The organism is Streptacidiphilus sp. ASG 303 (assembly GCF_020991365.1).
Classification (GTDB): Bacteria; Actinomycetota; Actinomycetes; order Streptomycetales; family Streptomycetaceae; genus Peterkaempfera.
The window spans coordinates 241,896-257,278 of record NZ_JAJLRA010000005.1; the positions used below are offsets into that span (position 1 = coordinate 241,896).

A 15,383-nucleotide genomic window follows, 5' to 3' on the forward strand; every position below is an offset into this window, starting at 1 on the left:
GTCAGGCCTCCCGGGCCCCGTCGTACATCGCCTCGATGGCGTCGGCGTACTCGCGCTCGACCACCGGCCGCTTGACCTTGAGGCTCGGGGTGAGCTCGCCGTGCTCGATGTCGAGGTCGCGGGGCAGGACGGTGAACCGCTTGACCGTCTGCCACCGCTGCAGGCCGGCGTTGAGCTTCTCGACGAAGCCGCCGACCAGCTCGTGCACCTCGGACGAGGTGCAGACCTCGGCGTAGGAGCGGCCGCCGAGCCCGTGGGAGGCGGCCCACGGCATGATCGCCGTCTCGTCGAGGGTGACCAGCGCGGTGCAGTAGTTGCGGCCGTTGCCGATGACCAGGATGTTGCTGACGAAGGGGCAGACCGCCTTGAAGCGGCCCTCGACCTCGGTGGGGGCGACGTACTTGCCGCCGGAGGTCTTGAACATGTCCTTCTTGCGGTCGGTGATGCGGACGAAGCCGTCCCCGTCCACCTCGCCGATGTCGCCGGTGTGGAACCAGCCGTCGCTCTCCAGCACCTCGGCGGTCCTCTCCGGCAGGTTGTGGTACCCGCGCATCACACCGGGGCCGCGCAGCAGGATCTCGCCGTCCTCGGCGATGCGGACCTCGGTGCCCGGCAGCGGGGTGCCGACGGTGCCGACGCGGTAGTTCTCGCCGGGGTTGCAGGTGGAGCCGGCGCTGGTCTCGGTGAGGCCGTAGCCCTCCAGGATGTGGACGCCGGCGCCGGCGAAGAAGTAGCCGATGTCGGGGGCCAGGGCGGCGGAGCCGGAGATGCAGGCCCGCATGCGGCCGCCGAAGGCGTCGCGGATCTTCGTGTAGACCAGCCGGTCGGCCACCGCGTGCTGCGCGGCGAGGGCGAACGGCACGGAGCGGGTGCCGGTCCGCACCATGGCCTCCTCCGACGCCTTCGCGTAGGCGCGCGCGACGCCGGACGCCCAGCGGAAGATCCGGTACTTGGCGCCCCCCTCGGCCCGGGCCTTGGCGGCGATGCCGTTGTAGACCTTCTCGAAGATGCGGGGGGCCGCGGCCATGTAGGTGGGGCGCACCAGCGGCAGGTTGTGGATGATGCGGTCCACCCGCCCGTCCACCGCGGTGACGATGCCGAGCTGCACGGCGCCGGAGGTGAGGGTCTTGCCGAAGACGTGGGAGAGCGGCAGCCACAGGAACTGCACGTCGTCCTCGGTGAGCAGCCCGGAGGCGATCTGGGCGGCGGCCTGGTACGCCCAGCAGTCGTGGACCAGGCGGACGCCCTTGGGGCGGCCGGTGGTGCCCGAGGTGTAGATGAGGGTGGCCAGCTGCTCCCGGTCGATGGCCTGGACGGCCTTGTCGACGGCGTCCGGGTGGTCCTTGAGGTACACCTCGCCGCGCCGCTCCAGCTCGGCGAGGGAGAGGACCTCCACGCCCTCCGCCTCGGGCAGCTCGGAGGGGGCGTCGAAGACGACGACGAGGCCCAGCTCGGGCAGGTGGTCGCGCTGTCCGAGGACCTTGGCGAGCTGCGCGCCGTCCTCGGCGAAGAGGGCGCGGCTGCCGGAGTCGGAGAGGATGTAGGCGGTCTCGTCGCCGTTGGTGGAGGGGTACACCGCGGTGGTGGCGGCGCCCGCGCACATCACGCCCATGTCGGCGAGGACCCACTCCAGGCGGGTGGAGGAGGAGATCGCCACCCGCTCCTCGGGCAGGATCCCGGCCGCCATGAGGCCGGCGGCGATCGCCTTCACCCGGACGGCCGCGCCGCCCCAGGTCATGGTGCGCCACTGCTCGGCGCCCGGTGCGCTGTCGGCGGCCTGCTCGTCCACCGGCACGGGGTAGCGGTAGGCGGGGCGGTCCGGGGTGGCCTCGACCCGCGAGAGGAAGAGGTGGGCCACGGAGGCGGGCCGGTTCTCGATCAGGGACTGCGTGGGATCCACGGATACCTCCGGGGGACCGGCGACCGGCCGCAACGACACTGTTAACTGGCGGGTAACTCGCAAGCAACGGTCAGCGTAGGGGGAAGACCGGCCCTCACGTAAGGGGGCGCAGGACCCGGAAAGCCGCCGGTGGAAGGCGGTGCACGCAGCGCGGTGCGGAGTGCCGCGGAGGCCGCGGGGCCGATATCCGGTACCCGGGTGCACCCGGATGGCCGATGATGGAGCGGCCCGCAGGGGGACGGGACCCCCTCGCCCCACAATCCGCGACCGACCGTCCGCCGCCTTCCGCCACCGCCCGCCACCGCCCGAGAGACCCTCCGTGCTCATCAGACTCCTACGGGCCCACCTCAGGCCCTACACCCAGCCGATCGCCCTCCTGGTCCTGCTCCAGCTGGTGCAGACGCTCGCCACCCTCTACCTGCCGACCCTCAACGCCGACATCATCGACCGGGGCGTCGTGCAGGGGGACACCGGCTACATCCTCCGCACCGGCGGGGTGATGGCCGCCGTCACCCTGGTCCAGATCGTCTGCGCGGTCGGGGCCGTCTACTTCGGCGCCCGGACCGCGATGGCGCTCGGCCGCGACGTGCGCGCCGGCGTCTTCGACCGGGTGCAGTCCTTCTCCGCCCGCGAGGTCGGGCGGTTCGGCGCCCCCTCGCTCATCACCCGCACCACCAACGACGTCCAGCAGGTCCAGATGCTGGTGCTGATGAGCTTCACGCTCATGGTGTCGGCGCCGATCATGTGCGTCGGCGGCATCGTGATGGCGCTCAACCAGGACGTGCCGCTCTCCGCCCTGCTGGTCGTGATCGTGCCCGTGCTGGGCGTCCTGGTCAGCCTGATCGTCCGCCGCATGCGGCCGCTGTTCCGGACCATGCAGGTGCGGATCGACACCGTCAACCGGGTGCTGCGCGAGCAGATCGGCGGCCTGCGGGTGATCCGGGCCTTCGTCCGCGACCGCCACGAGCAGGAGCGCTTCGCCGGGGCCAACGGCGAGCTGATGGACGTCTCGCTGCGGGTCGGCCGCCTGATGGCGCTGATGTTCCCCGTCGTGATGACGGTGGTCAACGTCTCCGGCGTCGCCGTGCTCTGGTTCGGCGGGAAGCGGATCGACTCCGGCGGCATGGAGATCGGCGCCCTCACGGCCTTCCTCAGCTACCTCATGCAGATCCTCATGTCGGTCATGATGGCCACCTTCATGTTCATGATGGTGCCGCGCGCCGAGGTCTGCGCCGAGCGCATCCGGGAGGTGCTGGACACCGACTCCAGCGTCGTCCCGCCGCTCGCCCCCGTCCGGACCCTGGCCCGCAGCGGCCACCTGGAGCTGCGCGGCGCGGACTTCCGCTACCCCGGCGCCGAGGAGTCCGTGCTGCGCGGCGTCGACCTGGTGGCGCGGCCCGGCGAGACCACCGCCGTGATCGGCTCCACCGGCAGCGGCAAGTCCACCCTGCTGGGCCTGGTGCCCCGGCTCTTCGACGCCACCGGCGGCTCCGTGCTCGTCGACGGCGTCGACGTGCGGGAGCTGGACCCGGCGCTGCTGGCCCGCACCGTCGGCCTGGTGCCGCAGCGGCCGTACCTCTTCTCCGGCACCGTCGCCTCCAACCTGCGCTACGGCAACCCGGACGCCACCGACGAGGAGCTGTGGCACGCCCTCGAGGTCGCGCAGGCCCGCGACTTCGTCGAGGGGCTGGCCGAGGGGCTGGAGGCGCCCGTCGCCCAGGGCGGCACCAACCTCTCCGGCGGGCAGCGGCAGCGCCTGGCCATCGCCCGGACCCTGGTGCGCCGTCCGGAGATCTACCTCTTCGACGACTCGTTCTCCGCCCTGGACTACGCCACCGACGCCGCCCTGCGGGCCGCCCTCGCCCGGGAGACCGCCGACGCCACCGTCGTGATCGTCGCCCAGCGGGTCAGCACCATCCGCGACGCGGACCGGATCGTCGTCCTGGACGAGGGCCGTGTGGTCGCCACCGGCACCCACGCCGAGCTGATGGCCGGCGACCCGACCTACCGGGAGATCGTGCTCTCCCAGCTCACCGAGGAGGAGGCCGCGTGAGTACGCCGAAGTCCGTACCGCGCCGGGGCCCGGCGCCCATGGCGGGCCCCGCCCGCTTCATGGGCGGCGGGCCGGTGGAGAAGTCCATGGACTTCAAGGGCTCGGGGAAGCGGCTGCTGGGCACGCTGCGCCCGCAGCGCGCCCTGGTGGCCGCCGTGCTCGCCTGCGGCGTGCTCAGCGTGGGCCTGTCGGTGGCCGGTCCGCGCATCCTCGGGCACGCGACCGACCTCATCTTCTCCGGCGTGGTGGGCCGCCGCCTGCCCGCCGGGACCACCCAGGCCGAGGCCGTGGCGCAGCTGCGGCTGCGGGGCCAGGGCACCCTCGCCGACATGCTCGCCTCCATGCACCTCACCCCGGGGCGGGGCATCGACTTCGGCGCGGTCGGCCACGTGCTGCTCTGGGCGCTGGTGGTGTACCTCGCCGCGGGCGCCCTCGGCGTCCTGCAGGGCCGGCTGGCGGCACTCGTCATCCAGCGCGCCGTCTTCCGCCTGCGCGAACAGGTCGAGGCCAAGCTGTCCCGGCTGCCGCTCGGCTACTTCGACCGGCAGCCGCGCGGCGAGGTGCTGAGCCGGGCCACCAACGACATCGACAACATCGCCCAGACCTTCCAGCAGACCATGGGCCAGATCGTCAACTCGCTGCTGACCATCGTCGGCGTCCTCGCGATGATGTTCTGGATCTCGCCGCTGCTGGCCCTGATCGCCCTGGTCACCGTGCCGGTCTCGGTGGTGGTGGCGACCGCGGTCGGCAAGCGGGCGCAGCCGCAGTTCGTCGCCCAGTGGCGGACCACCGGGGTGCTCAACGGCCACATCGAGGAGATGTACACCGGGCACGCGCTGGTCAAGGTCTTCGGCCGGCAGCGGGAGGCCGCGGAGACCTTCCGGCGGCACAACGAGGAGCTGTACGCGTCGAGCTTCCGGGCGCAGTTCATCTCCGGGATCATCCAGCCCGCGATGATGTTCATCGGCAACCTCAACTACGTGCTGGTGGCCGTCGTCGGCGGCCTGCGGGTCGCCTCCGGCGCGCTGTCCATCGGCGAGGTACAGGCGTTCATCCAGTACTCGCGGCAGTTCAGCCAGCCGCTCACCCAGGTGGCGAGCATGGCCAACCTGGTGCAGTCCGGCGTCGCCTCCGCCGAGCGGGTCTTCGACCTCCTCGACGCGGGGGAGCAGTCGCCGGAGCCCGCCGCGCCGCTGCGCCCCGCCGAGCTGCGCGGCCGGGTGGCCTTCGAGGACGTCTCCTTCCGGTACGAGGCCGACAAGCCGCTGATCGAGAACCTCTCGCTGAAGGTCGAGCCGGGCCAGACCGTCGCCATCGTGGGGCCCACCGGCGCCGGCAAGACCACCCTGGTCAACCTGCTGATGCGGTTCTACGAGACCACCGGCGGCCGGATCACCCTGGACGGGACGGACATCGCCGCCATGTCCCGGGAGGAGCTGCGGTCCGGCATCGGCATGGTGCTGCAGGACACCTGGCTCTTCGGCGGGACCATCGCGGAGAACATCGCCTACGGGGCCGAGGGCGCCGACCGCGACGCGGTGGTGGCGGCGGCGAGGGCGGCGCACGTCGACCGGTTCGTGCGCACGCTGCCCGACGGCTACGACACGGTGCTCGACGAGGAGGGCTCCGGCGTCAGCGCCGGCGAGAAGCAGCTGGTCACCATCGCCCGCGCCTTCCTGGCGGAGCCGGTGATCCTGGTGCTGGACGAGGCGACCAGCTCGGTGGACACCCGCACCGAGGTGCTGATCCAGCGGGCCATGGCCACCCTGCGGACCGGGCGGACCAGCTTCGTCATCGCCCACCGGCTCTCCACCATCCGGGACGCGGACGTGATCCTGGTGATGGAGTCCGGCGCGATCGTCGAGCAGGGCACCCACGAGGAGCTGCTGGCGGCGGGCGGCGCGTACGCCCGGCTGTACGCGGCGCAGTTCTCCGAGGCGGTCGCCGAGGTCGACTGACGGCGGCGCGGCGGCGCGGCGCCACGGGCTGCACCGCGCCGCAGGCGGCGGACGGCCCGGGCGGCGGGCCGCCCGGGGGAACGGCGAAGGGGGCGCACCGGCTCGGCCGGTGCGCCCCCTTCGCGTGCGGTGGGACCGCGCCGCTCCCGGCCGCTACTTCTTGCTCTTGTCGGCGGGGCCGTCGGAGTCGGTGGAGAGCGCGGCGATGAAGGCCTCCTGCGGGACCTCCACGCGGCCCACCATCTTCATCCGCTTCTTGCCCTCCTTCTGCTTCTCCAGCAGCTTGCGCTTGCGGGAGATGTCGCCGCCGTAGCACTTGGAGAGGACGTCCTTGCGGATCGCGCGCACGGTCTCACGGGCGATCACCCGGGAGCCGATGGCGGCCTGGATCGGCACCTCGAACTGCTGGCGCGGGATGAGCTCGCGCAGCTTGCCGGCCATCTGCACGCCGTAGTTGTAGGCCTTGTCCTTGTGGACGATCGCGGAGAAGGCGTCGACCTTGTCGCCGTGCAGCAGGATGTCGACCTTCACCAGCTGGGCCTGCTGCTCGCCGATGGGCTCGTAGTCGAGCGAGGCGTAGCCGCGGGTCTTGGACTTCAGCTGGTCGAAGAAGTCGAAGACGATCTCGGCGAGGGGCAGGGTGTAGCGCAGCTCCACCCGGTCCTCGGAGAGGTAGTCCATGCCCTGGAGGTTGCCGCGGCGGGCCTGGCAGAGCTCCATGATCGCGCCGACGAACTCGTTGGGCGCCAGGATCGTGCCGCGCACCACCGGCTCGTGCACCTCGGCGATCTTGCCGGTGGGGAACTCGCTGGGGTTGGTGACGATGTGCTCGACGCCGTCCTCCATCACCACGCGGTAGACCACGTTGGGCGCGGTGGCGATGAGGTCGAGGTTGAACTCGCGCTCCAGCCGCTCCCGGATGATCTCCAGGTGCAGCAGGCCGAGGAAGCCGCAGCGGTAGCCGAAGCCCAGCGCCACCGAGGTCTCCGGCTCGTACACCAGGGCCGCGTCGTTGAGGCGCAGCTTGTCCAGGGCGTCGCGCAGCAGCGGGTAGTCCGAGCCGTCCAGCGGGTACAGCCCCGAGAACACCATCGGCTTGGGGTCCTTGTAGCCGCCCAGCGCCTCGGTGGCGCCCTTGTGCATCGAGGTGATGGTGTCGCCGACCTTGGACTGGCGGACGTCCTTCACGCCGGTGATCAGGTAGCCCACCTCGCCGACGCCCAGGCCGTCGGAGGCCTTCGGCTCGGGCGAGATGACGCCGATCTCCAGCAGCTCGTGGGTCGCGCCGGTCGACATCATGGCGATGCGCTCGCGCTTGGCGAGGTTGCCGTCGACCACCCGGACGTAGGTGACCACGCCGCGGTAGGCGTCGTACACCGAGTCGAAGATCATGGCGCGGGCGGGGGCGTCGGCGTTGCCCACCGGGGCGGGGATCTTGGCGACGACCTCGTCCAGCAGCGCCTCGACGCCCATGCCGGTCTTGGCGCTGACCTTGAGCACGTCGGAGGGGTCGCAGCCGATGATGTGCGCCAGCTCGGCGGCGTACTTCTCGGGCTGCGCGGCCGGCAGGTCGATCTTGTTGAGGACCGGGATGATCGTGAGGTCGTTCTCCAGCGCCAGGTACAGGTTGGCGAGGGTCTGCGCCTCGATGCCCTGGGCCGCGTCCACCAGCAGGACGGTGCCCTCGCAGGCCGCCAGGGACCGGGACACCTCGTAGGTGAAGTCGACGTGGCCGGGGGTGTCGATCATGTTGAGGACGTGGGTGCGTCCCGCACCCTCGCCGCTCCCCGGCGCCCACGGCAGGCGGACCGCCTGCGACTTGATGGTGATGCCGCGCTCACGCTCGATGTCCATCCGGTCGAGGTACTGGGCGCGCATCTGCCGCTGGTCGACGACACCGGTGAGCTGCAGCATCCGGTCGGCGAGCGTCGACTTGCCGTGGTCGATGTGGGCGATGATGCAGAAGTTCCGGATCAGCGCAGGGTCGGTGCGGCTGGGCTCCGGCACGGTGTTCGGCGTCGCGGGCAACTGGGGGTCCAGATTCTCAGGGGATCGATACGTCGCTCCCATAGTCCCACGAGCCGAGGCGGGCCCGCTCAGCGCGCCGCCGCTCCCCCGCGCCGCACCGCGAGCGCCCAGCCGACCAGCGGCGCCTGCAGCGGCAGCCGCCCGTACGCCACGGCGCGCCTGGCCGGGGAGGCCCGGCGCCAGTCGTACGCCATCTTCACGTTGGCCGGGTAGACCACGGCGAACAGTCCGGCCGCGGCGAGGCCGCCCAGGCGGCGGGTGCGGGGCAGCGCCACGGCGGCGGCACAGGCCAGCTCGGCGGCGCCGCTGAGCTGCGTGTACAGGCGCGGGCCGCCCGGCAGCGCCCTCGGCACGAGGGCGTCGAACGGCTCGGGCCGCACGAAGTGCAGCGTCCCCGCGGCCGCGAGCAGGCCGGACAGGAGGAGGGCGGAGCGGCGGCCGGAGGCGGCCCCGCGCAGACGGCGGACGGTGCCGGGGATCACGGGGACCATGGGGCCACCTTGGCACAGGGGGTGGCGCGGCGGGGGCCGGTCCGGCGAGGATCACACCCCGTGATCCTCGAATCGGCCCTGCTCGACGTCCTGCCCGGCGAGGAGGAGGCGTTCGTCGCCGCCTTCCGCGAGGCCCGCCCCCTCATCGCCGCGCAGCCCGGCTTCCTGCACCTGGAGCTGCGGCGCTGCCTGGACGAGGGGCGCGGCTCCCGCTTCCTCCTCCAGGTGGGGTGGGAGCGGCTGGAGGACCACACCGAGGGGTTCCGGCGGTCCGCGGAGTACGCACGCTGGCGGGAGCTGCTGCACCGCTTCTACGACCCGTTCCCCGAGGTGGAGCACTACGGCGAGCCGCTGGCCGACGCGTGAGGCGGTCCGGCCCGGACGGGTTTGGGCGGCCGCTGCGCCCCTGGTAACGTGGCCTGCTGCGCCTGCACTCCGTGCGGGCGCGCCGTCAAGACCGACCAACTCAGACTGAGGCTCCTTCGTGGCGAACATCAAGTCCCAGATCAAGCGGAACAAGACCAACGAGAAGGCGCGCCTGCGCAACAAGGCCGTCAAGTCCTCGCTGAAGACCGCTGTCCGCAAGGCCCGCGAGGCCGCCGAGGCCGGCGACTTCGAGAAGGCCACCGTGCTGGCCCGCGAGGCCTCCCAGAAGCTCGACAAGGCCGTGAGCAAGGGCGTCATCCACAAGAACCAGGCCGCCAACAAGAAGTCGGCCCTGGCCCAGCGCGTCCACTCCGCCCAGAACGCCTGATCACGGCCGACGCCTGATCGGCGCCCCTGCGGCGCTCCGGCCGGACGGACCCGGCGGTCCCTCTCAACCGCCCCCGTCGACGGCCACCCGCCCGGCACGGACCGGCCCTCTACCCGGTCCCCCCGCGGCAGCACGACCTCGCACCGCACGCGGCCTGCGTTCGCCACGCGGGTGCGGTGCACACCGCTTGACGGCAAGGCGCCGCGGCAGTCCCTCCCCAGGGCGGCCGCGGCGCCTTTCCGCTGTCCCGGGCCCTCCCGGCTCCCCTCGCGGCCGCCGCCGGTCGTTGCCGGCCGCCGCGGGCCCGTCGCCGGCCGGGGGTGCGGGCGGGACCGGCCCTGGCACGCGCCGCGACGGGGCGGCGACGGCGAAGGGCGGCGGCGACGACGCTGAGGCGATCGGCCGGTCAGTCCGTCGGCCGGTCAGTCCGTCAGCCGGTCATGCCGTCAGTCCGTCGGGCAGCGCGAGGGAACGGCCGGGCGGGGCCGACGGACCGTCAGTGGTTCCGGCCGGAGCGCGCCGCGCGGGAGACGGTGACGACCGCCCGCTCCAGCGCATAGGCCGGATCGTCCGACCCTCCCTTGACCGCCTCGTCCGCCGCGGCGATCGCGGTCAGCGCCGTCGCGACGCCGTCACCGGTCCAGCCGCGCATCTGCTGGCGCACCCGGTCGACCTTCCACGGGGGCATGCCCAGCTCCCGGGCCAGGTCGGCGGGCCGCATGCCGCGCCCGGCGGTCGCCAGCCGGCCGATGCTGCGCACACCGGACGCCAGCGCGTAGGTGATGCCGGTGGGGGGCTGGCCCACCGCCAGCGCCCAGCGCAGCCGCTCCAGCGCCTCGGCCGTGCGGCCGGTCACGGCCAGGTCGGCCACCTCGAAGCCGGTGGCCTCCGCCCGGCCGCTGTAGTAGCGGGCGATCACGGCCTCGTCGATCGGCCCGTCGGTGTCGGCGGCGAGCTGGCCGACGGCGGCGGCCAGCTCGCGCAGATCGCTGCCGATCGAGTCCAGCAGGGCCCGGCACGCCTCCTCGGAGGCCGAGCGCCCGGCGGTGCGGAACTCCCCCTTGACGAACGCCAGCCGCTCCCCCGCCTTGGCCATCTTCGGGCAGGCGACCTCGCGGGCGCCCGCCTTGCGCGCGGCGTCCAGCAGGCCCTTGCCCTTGGCGCCGCCCGCGTGGACCAGCACGAGGACGACCTCGTCGGCCGGGGCGGCGATGTACGCCTTGACGTCCTTCACGGTGTCGGCGGCGAGGTCCTGGGCGGCGCGGACCACGACCACCTTGCGCTCGGCGAAGAGCGACGGGGTGGTGAGCTCCGCCAGGGTGCCCGGCTGGAGCGCGCCGGGGGCGAGGTCGCGCACGTCGGTGTCCGGGTCGGCGGCCCTCGCGGCCGCCACCACCTGGGCGACGGCGCGGTCCAGCAGCAGCTCCTCCTGGCCGACCGCGAGGGTCAGCGGGGCGAGCAGGTCGTCGGGTGCGCTCTTCCTGGCCATCGCGCCCAGCATCCCATGCGGCGCCGACAGCGCCGAAGCGGCGGGGCCCGCCTCCGGAGGGCCGGAGGCGGGGCCAGGGCAGGGGCAGAGGCAGGGGCAGCAGGCCGGCCCGCGACGGCGCAGAGGGGACCGGGACCGACGGGCACGAGCGGCGGTCGGCAGCGGAGGGCCGGGGCGGCCGTGCGGTCCGGTGGCGGGCGGGCACCGCCCCCGCCGCCGTGGAGTGCCCAGGCCTGCCGCCGGGGCCCCGCATCCGGGTCGGGGAGAATGGCCGGGTGACCGAACACGCCGACCTCGCAGGACCCGCCCACCCGGGCGGCGCCGTCCGCCGACTGCTCGTGCTCCCCGACCGCGACGCCGCCGAGGAGACCGCGGCCGAGGCGGTGGAGCGGTGGCCCGAGCTGGGCGAGCCGGAGCTGGTGCGCGAGGCGCTCGCCGGGGAGGACGACGCCGAGGACGCCCAGTGGCTGGTCGTCCTGGAGCAGCCCGGCGCCGCGTGGGCGGAGGCGCGGCGGGACGACCTGGAGCGGCTCGCCGCCGACCACGGGGGCTGGTGCGAGGACGCCTGACGCGCACCCCGGCCGTCCGCCGGCGCGCCGCGGGCGGCCGGGGTGCCTGCCCCGGGGCTGCTCCCGCCGACCCCGGGGCGGGCGGACGCGGGAGCGGCCGGACGCGGGGACGGCCGGGGTCAGGCCGCGGCGCCGTCCCAGGCGTAGGGCGCCAGCTCCTCGTCGAGCGGCGCCCGGGTCATCCGGTTGGCCAGCGTGGACAGGGTGTACGCGCCGATGCCGAGGACGACCTCCAGGGCGTTGCGGACGGTGTGGCCGTACGCGAGGAAGGCCCGCAGCTCCTCGGGGTCCGCCTCCCCGGCGGTGGCGAGGACGTGGAGCGCGAAGACACGGACCGCCTCCAGCCGGGCGTCGTCCAGGACGCGTCCTTCGCGGAGTGCCGCGACGAGGTCCGGTCCGGCGCCCATCGCGTCGAGCCTGGCCGTGTGCATGGCCACGCAGACGTGGCAGGCGTTGCGGGTGGCGACGGTGAGGATGACGACCTCGCGGGCGAGCGGGTCGAGGGTGGACGCCTCGAACAGTCCGCTGAGCCGCTGGAAGCCCTCCAGCAGCTGCGGCGACTCGGCCAGGCGCGCGACCGCGGCCGGGAGGCGGCCCAGGTGGCGCTCGGTCGCCTCCATCAGCCTGCGGGAACCGGCGGGCGCGGAGTCGGGCGTGTGGTCGGTGAAGAGGTTCGGGGTCATGGCGGATCGATCCTCCACAGGGTGCAGCCGGAGGGGCAGCGCCCTAAGATGGACAACATGGTTGACGAAAAGGTAAACCAGGTTGTCGGGTTGCGCAATGGCTGACGCTCCACAGGACCGCCAGGCCACCCACGGGTTCGAACTTCCCCTGCTGCTGTTCGCGGGGTTCCGCTCCCTCATCGACCAGCTCCACGCCGAACTGGCCGTCCAAGGCCACCCCGACCTGCGGCCGGCCCACGGGTTCGCCCTGCAGGCCGTCGGGACGGCCGGCACGACCGCCGGCGAGCTGGGGCGGCGCCTCGGCGTCTCCAAGCAGGCGGCGGGGAAGACGGCGGACCGGCTGGAGGCGCTGGGCTACGTCGAGCGGACCGACGACCCGGCGGACGCCAGGCGCAGGATCATCCGGCTCACCCCGCACGGCGTCGACGCGCTCGTCCGCTCGGCGGCCGTGTTCGAGGAACTGCGGGCCAGTTGGGCCGAGTCCCTGGGCGCGGAACGCCTGGGCGACCTGGAGGACGCCCTGCGGACGGTCGTCCCAGGACCGGCCTTCCGGCTCGATGCGGCGGGGTGGTTCGGCGGCTGACCCGGCGCGCGCAGCGCCCGGTCCGGCCAGCCGCCGCCGGCGGTCGCCCCCGCGACCGGGTCGCGGCGGTCCGGGCGGTCTTGGCGGTCCGGGCGGTCTTGGCGGTCCGGTGCAGTCCGGGCGGTCCGGTGCAGTCCGGGCGGGCGGCCCGGAGGAGACGGCCGCACGACGCGGCGGGACCGGGGGCGGCGGCCGTCGGGACGCGCGGCCCGGAGCGCCGCCGTGCCCCGACCGGGCCCGTGCCCCGACCGGGCCCGTGGCGCGCCCGGTCCGGCCGGCGAGGACGGCAGGCGGACCGTGCGGACCGTCCGGGCCGTGCCGCGGGCGCTCACCCGCCGGGGTGGTGGGGGTGGACGACGGCGCGGAGGGCCGCCCGGCCGCCGCCGAGGACGGCGATGTCGCCGGAGGTGTCGGTGCGCAGCACCGTGGCGCCCAGGGCGTGGAGCCGGGCGACGGTGCCGGGGGCCGGATGCCCGTAGGGGTTGTCCTTCCCGCAGGAGACCAGCGCGAGGCGGGGGTGCAGGAGCGCGGCGAGGGACCAGTCCTGGCGGGCCGAGCCGTGGTGGGCGACCTTCAGGACGTCCACCCCCCGGAGCGCGGCCGGGTCGGCGGCGAGCAGCCGTGCCTGGGCGGCCGGTTCGAGGTCGCCGAGGAGGGCGATCCGCAGGCCGCCGACGGTCGCCACCGCGGCAACGCTGGCGTTGTTCGGCCCGGGGGTGTCCGGGGTGGGCGGACCGGCAGGCCAGAGGACGTCCCAGGCCACGCCGGGTGCGGCGGTCCGGTGCTCGCCGGGCAGGGCGCGGACGACGGGCACGCCGGCGCGGGCGGTCCAGCGCAGCACCCTGGCCTCCTCCCCCGGCGGGTCGTCCAGCACGGTGGTCTGGACGGCGCCGACGGAGCGGCCGCGCAGCACCCCGGGGAGCCCCTCGACGTGGTCGGCGTGGAAGTGGGTGAGGATCACCAGGGCGATCCGGGTGACGCCGAGTGAGCGGAGGCAGGCGTCGGCGGCGTGCGGGTCCGGGCCGGTGTCGACGACGACGGCGGTGCCGGGGACCGTGCCCGGTCCGGCGGGCAGGACGGCCATGTCGCCCTGGCCGACGTCGCACATGACGAGCCGCCAGCCGGGAGGCGGCCAGCCGGTGGTGATCCGGGTGAGGGCGGGCGGCCGGAGCAGGAGGGCGAGCACGGCGGCGGCGAGCAGCGCGGCCAGGGCGGGGTGGCGGCGCAGCCGGGGCAGGACGGCGGGGAGCGCGCAGGCCGCGGCGGCGGTGGCCGCGACGAGCAGGGCCGCCCCCGGCACGCCCGCGGGCCAGGCGGCCTCCGCGCCGGGCAGGGCCGCGCCGTGCCGGGCCACGGTGGCCAGCCAGCCGGCGGGCACGCCCGCCAGGCGGGCGAGGAGGGCGGCCGCGGTGCCGGAGACGGGGGCGGCCGCGAGGGCGGCGAAGCCGAGCAGGGTGGCCGGGGCCACGGCCGGTTCGGCGAGCAGGTTGCAGGGGACGGCGACGAGGCTGACCCGGGCGGTCAGGACGACGATGACCGGGCCGCAGAACGCCTGCGCGGCGCAGGCGGCGCCGGTCGCCTCGGCGAGGCGGGCTGGCCAGCCGCGGCGGAGCAGGCCCGCGGACCAGCGCGGCCCCAGGGTGAGCAGCCCTGTCGTGGCGAGCACGGAGAGCAGGAAGCCGTAGTCCCGGGCGAGCCACGGGTCGGAGAGGACGAGCAGCAGGACGGCTGCGGCGAGTGCGGTCAGGGCGTGGCTGCGGCGTCCGGTGGCGACGGCCAGCAGGCCGACCAGCCCGGTGGCGGCGGCCCGCAGCACGCTGGGCTCGGGGCGGCAGAGGACGACGAAGGAGGCGGTGAGGGCGGCGCCCAGGGCGGCCGTGGTGCGGAGCGGCAGGCCGAGCCGGGCGGCCAGTCCGCCGCGCTCGGGGGTGGCGGCGCGGGCGGGGGCGCCGAGGAGGACGGCGAGCAGGATCGAGAGGTTCGCACCGCTGACGGCGAGGACGTGCGCCAGGTCGGTGGCGCGGAAGGCGTCGTGGAGGTCGTCGGGGATGCGGGAGGTGTCGCCCGTGACGAGGCCCGGCAGCAGGGCTCGGGCGTCGGGCGGGAGGGGGTCCGCGGCACGGCGCAGCCCGGCGCGCAGGCCTGCGGCCGCCCGCTGCACGGCCGTGGGCGGGGCGATCAGCCGGGGCGGGCCCCGGGTCAGCAGGACGGCGGCGACCGGTTCGGACGGGTCGTCGGACGGGAGCACGGTGACGTCCGCGGCGAGGCGGGTGGAGGGGACCAGGGTGAGCCACCGGGCCGCCTCCCGGCCCTGGGCGGTCAGGACCACGGGGGTGCGGGTGGCGGTCGCGGCGCCTCCCGAGGTGACCAGGTCGGCCCGGGCGTGGACGGTGACGGTGCCCTGACCGCGCCCGGAGCCGCGGACGCGGGGGCCGTGGGCGACCGGGTCCCCGGTGAGGGTGAGGTCGACGGCGGCGTGGGCCTGGATTCGGGCGAGGGCGGGGATCGGACCGCGGTGGAGGTCGGCGGTGTGGAGGGTGGTGGTCACGGCGGCGGCCGCGGCGGTCAGCAGCAGGGCGGGAAGGGCATGGCGGCGGCCGCGGACCAGGAGCACGGCGGCGGTGAGGACGGCCGCCGCGGCGCCGGCGAGGACGGCCGGGGTGCGGCCGGGGCCGGAGGTGAGCAGCACCGCGGTGGTGGCCCAGGCGGCGGCCGCGGGCGGCAGCAGCCGCAGGTCGGGGCGGAGCGCCGGATCCGGGTCCGGGTCCGGGCGGGGATCCCGGACGCGGCCGGGGGCAGGGCCGGGGTTCGGGGACGGGGGCCGGCCCGTGCGCCGTGCGGGGGCGGGAGGAGGGCTGTTCATGCGGGACCGGGT

12 protein-coding genes are annotated in these 15,383 nt (G+C 74.9%); 6 read left to right on the top strand and 6 right to left on the bottom strand.

The window, feature by feature from the left end; all coding sequences use genetic code 11:
• Position 1 precedes the first annotated feature (1 nt).
• Positions 2-1,900 (bottom strand): long-chain fatty acid--CoA ligase, encoded by a 1,899-nt coding sequence (locus LO771_RS09840; protein WP_230649927.1) that lies wholly within the window; start codon positions 1,898-1,900, stop codon positions 2-4.
• A 319-nt stretch (positions 1,901-2,219) separates the two neighbouring features.
• On the opposite strand from LO771_RS09840, the gene LO771_RS09845 reads away from it, so the two are divergent.
• Together LO771_RS09845 and LO771_RS09850 are read left to right on the top strand one after the other, a co-directional pair.
• A complete protein-coding gene (locus LO771_RS09845; protein WP_230649930.1) occupies positions 2,220-3,953 on the top strand; it encodes an ABC transporter ATP-binding protein in 1,734 nt (577 codons plus the stop codon).
• 59 nt (positions 3,954-4,012) lie between these two features.
• On the top strand, positions 4,013-5,911 hold the full coding sequence (locus LO771_RS09850) for an ABC transporter ATP-binding protein (RefSeq protein ID WP_374228127.1): 1,899 nt from the start codon (positions 4,013-4,015) through the stop codon (positions 5,909-5,911).
• Positions 5,912-6,064: 153 nt separating this feature from the next.
• On the opposite strand, the gene lepA is transcribed toward LO771_RS09850, so the two are convergent.
• Entirely contained in the window at positions 6,065-7,939 is a 1,875-nt protein-coding gene (gene lepA, locus LO771_RS09855; protein WP_230649933.1) for a translation elongation factor 4, read from the bottom strand.
• 68 nt (positions 7,940-8,007) lie between these two features.
• Complete coding sequence (locus LO771_RS09860) at positions 8,008-8,430, bottom strand: hypothetical protein (protein ID WP_230649935.1); 423 nt, start codon at positions 8,428-8,430, stop codon at positions 8,008-8,010.
• Positions 8,431-8,490: 60 nt separating this feature from the next.
• Here LO771_RS09860 and LO771_RS09865 point away from each other — a divergent pair, with 60 nt between their 5' ends.
• Positions 8,491-8,796 (top strand): antibiotic biosynthesis monooxygenase, encoded by a 306-nt coding sequence (locus LO771_RS09865; protein WP_230649937.1) that lies wholly within the window; start codon positions 8,491-8,493, stop codon positions 8,794-8,796.
• 118 nt (positions 8,797-8,914) lie between these two features.
• On the top strand, positions 8,915-9,184 hold the full coding sequence (gene rpsT, locus LO771_RS09870) for a 30S ribosomal protein S20 (RefSeq protein WP_230649940.1): 270 nt from the start codon (positions 8,915-8,917) through the stop codon (positions 9,182-9,184).
• Between the two features lie 496 nt (positions 9,185-9,680).
• Here rpsT and holA read toward each other — a convergent pair whose 3' ends face one another.
• Positions 9,681-10,673 (bottom strand): DNA polymerase III subunit delta, encoded by a 993-nt coding sequence (gene holA, locus LO771_RS09875; RefSeq protein WP_230649943.1) that lies wholly within the window; start codon positions 10,671-10,673, stop codon positions 9,681-9,683.
• A gap of 275 nt (positions 10,674-10,948) precedes the next feature.
• Between holA and LO771_RS09880 the strand changes: the two genes are divergently transcribed.
• Positions 10,949-11,242, top strand: a complete 294-nt coding sequence (locus tag LO771_RS09880) for a hypothetical protein (protein WP_230649946.1) — start codon at positions 10,949-10,951, stop codon at positions 11,240-11,242.
• A 119-nt stretch (positions 11,243-11,361) separates the two neighbouring features.
• Here the strand turns inward: LO771_RS09880 and LO771_RS09885 are convergent, their stop codons facing one another.
• Complete coding sequence (locus LO771_RS09885) at positions 11,362-11,925, bottom strand: carboxymuconolactone decarboxylase family protein (protein ID WP_230649948.1); 564 nt, start codon at positions 11,923-11,925, stop codon at positions 11,362-11,364.
• A gap of 97 nt (positions 11,926-12,022) precedes the next feature.
• On the opposite strand from LO771_RS09885, the gene LO771_RS09890 reads away from it, so the two are divergent.
• Positions 12,023-12,508: a MarR family winged helix-turn-helix transcriptional regulator gene (locus LO771_RS09890; RefSeq protein ID WP_230649950.1), complete on the top strand. Its 486-nt coding sequence runs from the start codon at positions 12,023-12,025 to the stop codon at positions 12,506-12,508.
• 328 nt (positions 12,509-12,836) lie between these two features.
• Here the strand turns inward: LO771_RS09890 and LO771_RS09895 are convergent, their stop codons facing one another.
• Positions 12,837-15,371 (bottom strand): ComEC/Rec2 family competence protein, encoded by a 2,535-nt coding sequence (locus LO771_RS09895; protein WP_255744031.1) that lies wholly within the window; start codon positions 15,369-15,371, stop codon positions 12,837-12,839.
• Positions 15,372-15,383 lie beyond the last annotated feature (12 nt).

What these genes read in the sequence shown, in the direction of transcription:
- holA (WP_230649943.1), bottom strand. Translation starts at nt 10,673, where the DNA reads ATGGCCAGGAAGAGCGCACCCGACGACCTGCTCGCCCCGCTGACCCTC.
- LO771_RS09895 (WP_255744031.1), bottom strand. Translation starts at nt 15,371, where the DNA reads ATGAACAGCCCTCCTCCCGCCCCCGCACGGCGCACGGGCCGGCCCCCG.
- LO771_RS09890 (WP_230649950.1), top strand. Translation starts at nt 12,023, where the DNA reads ATGGCTGACGCTCCACAGGACCGCCAGGCCACCCACGGGTTCGAACTT.
- LO771_RS09860 (WP_230649935.1), bottom strand. Translation starts at nt 8,430, where the DNA reads ATGGTCCCCGTGATCCCCGGCACCGTCCGCCGTCTGCGCGGGGCCGCC.
- LO771_RS09850 (WP_374228127.1), top strand. Translation starts at nt 4,013, where the DNA reads ATGGGCGGCGGGCCGGTGGAGAAGTCCATGGACTTCAAGGGCTCGGGG.
- LO771_RS09885 (WP_230649948.1), bottom strand. Translation starts at nt 11,925, where the DNA reads ATGACCCCGAACCTCTTCACCGACCACACGCCCGACTCCGCGCCCGCC.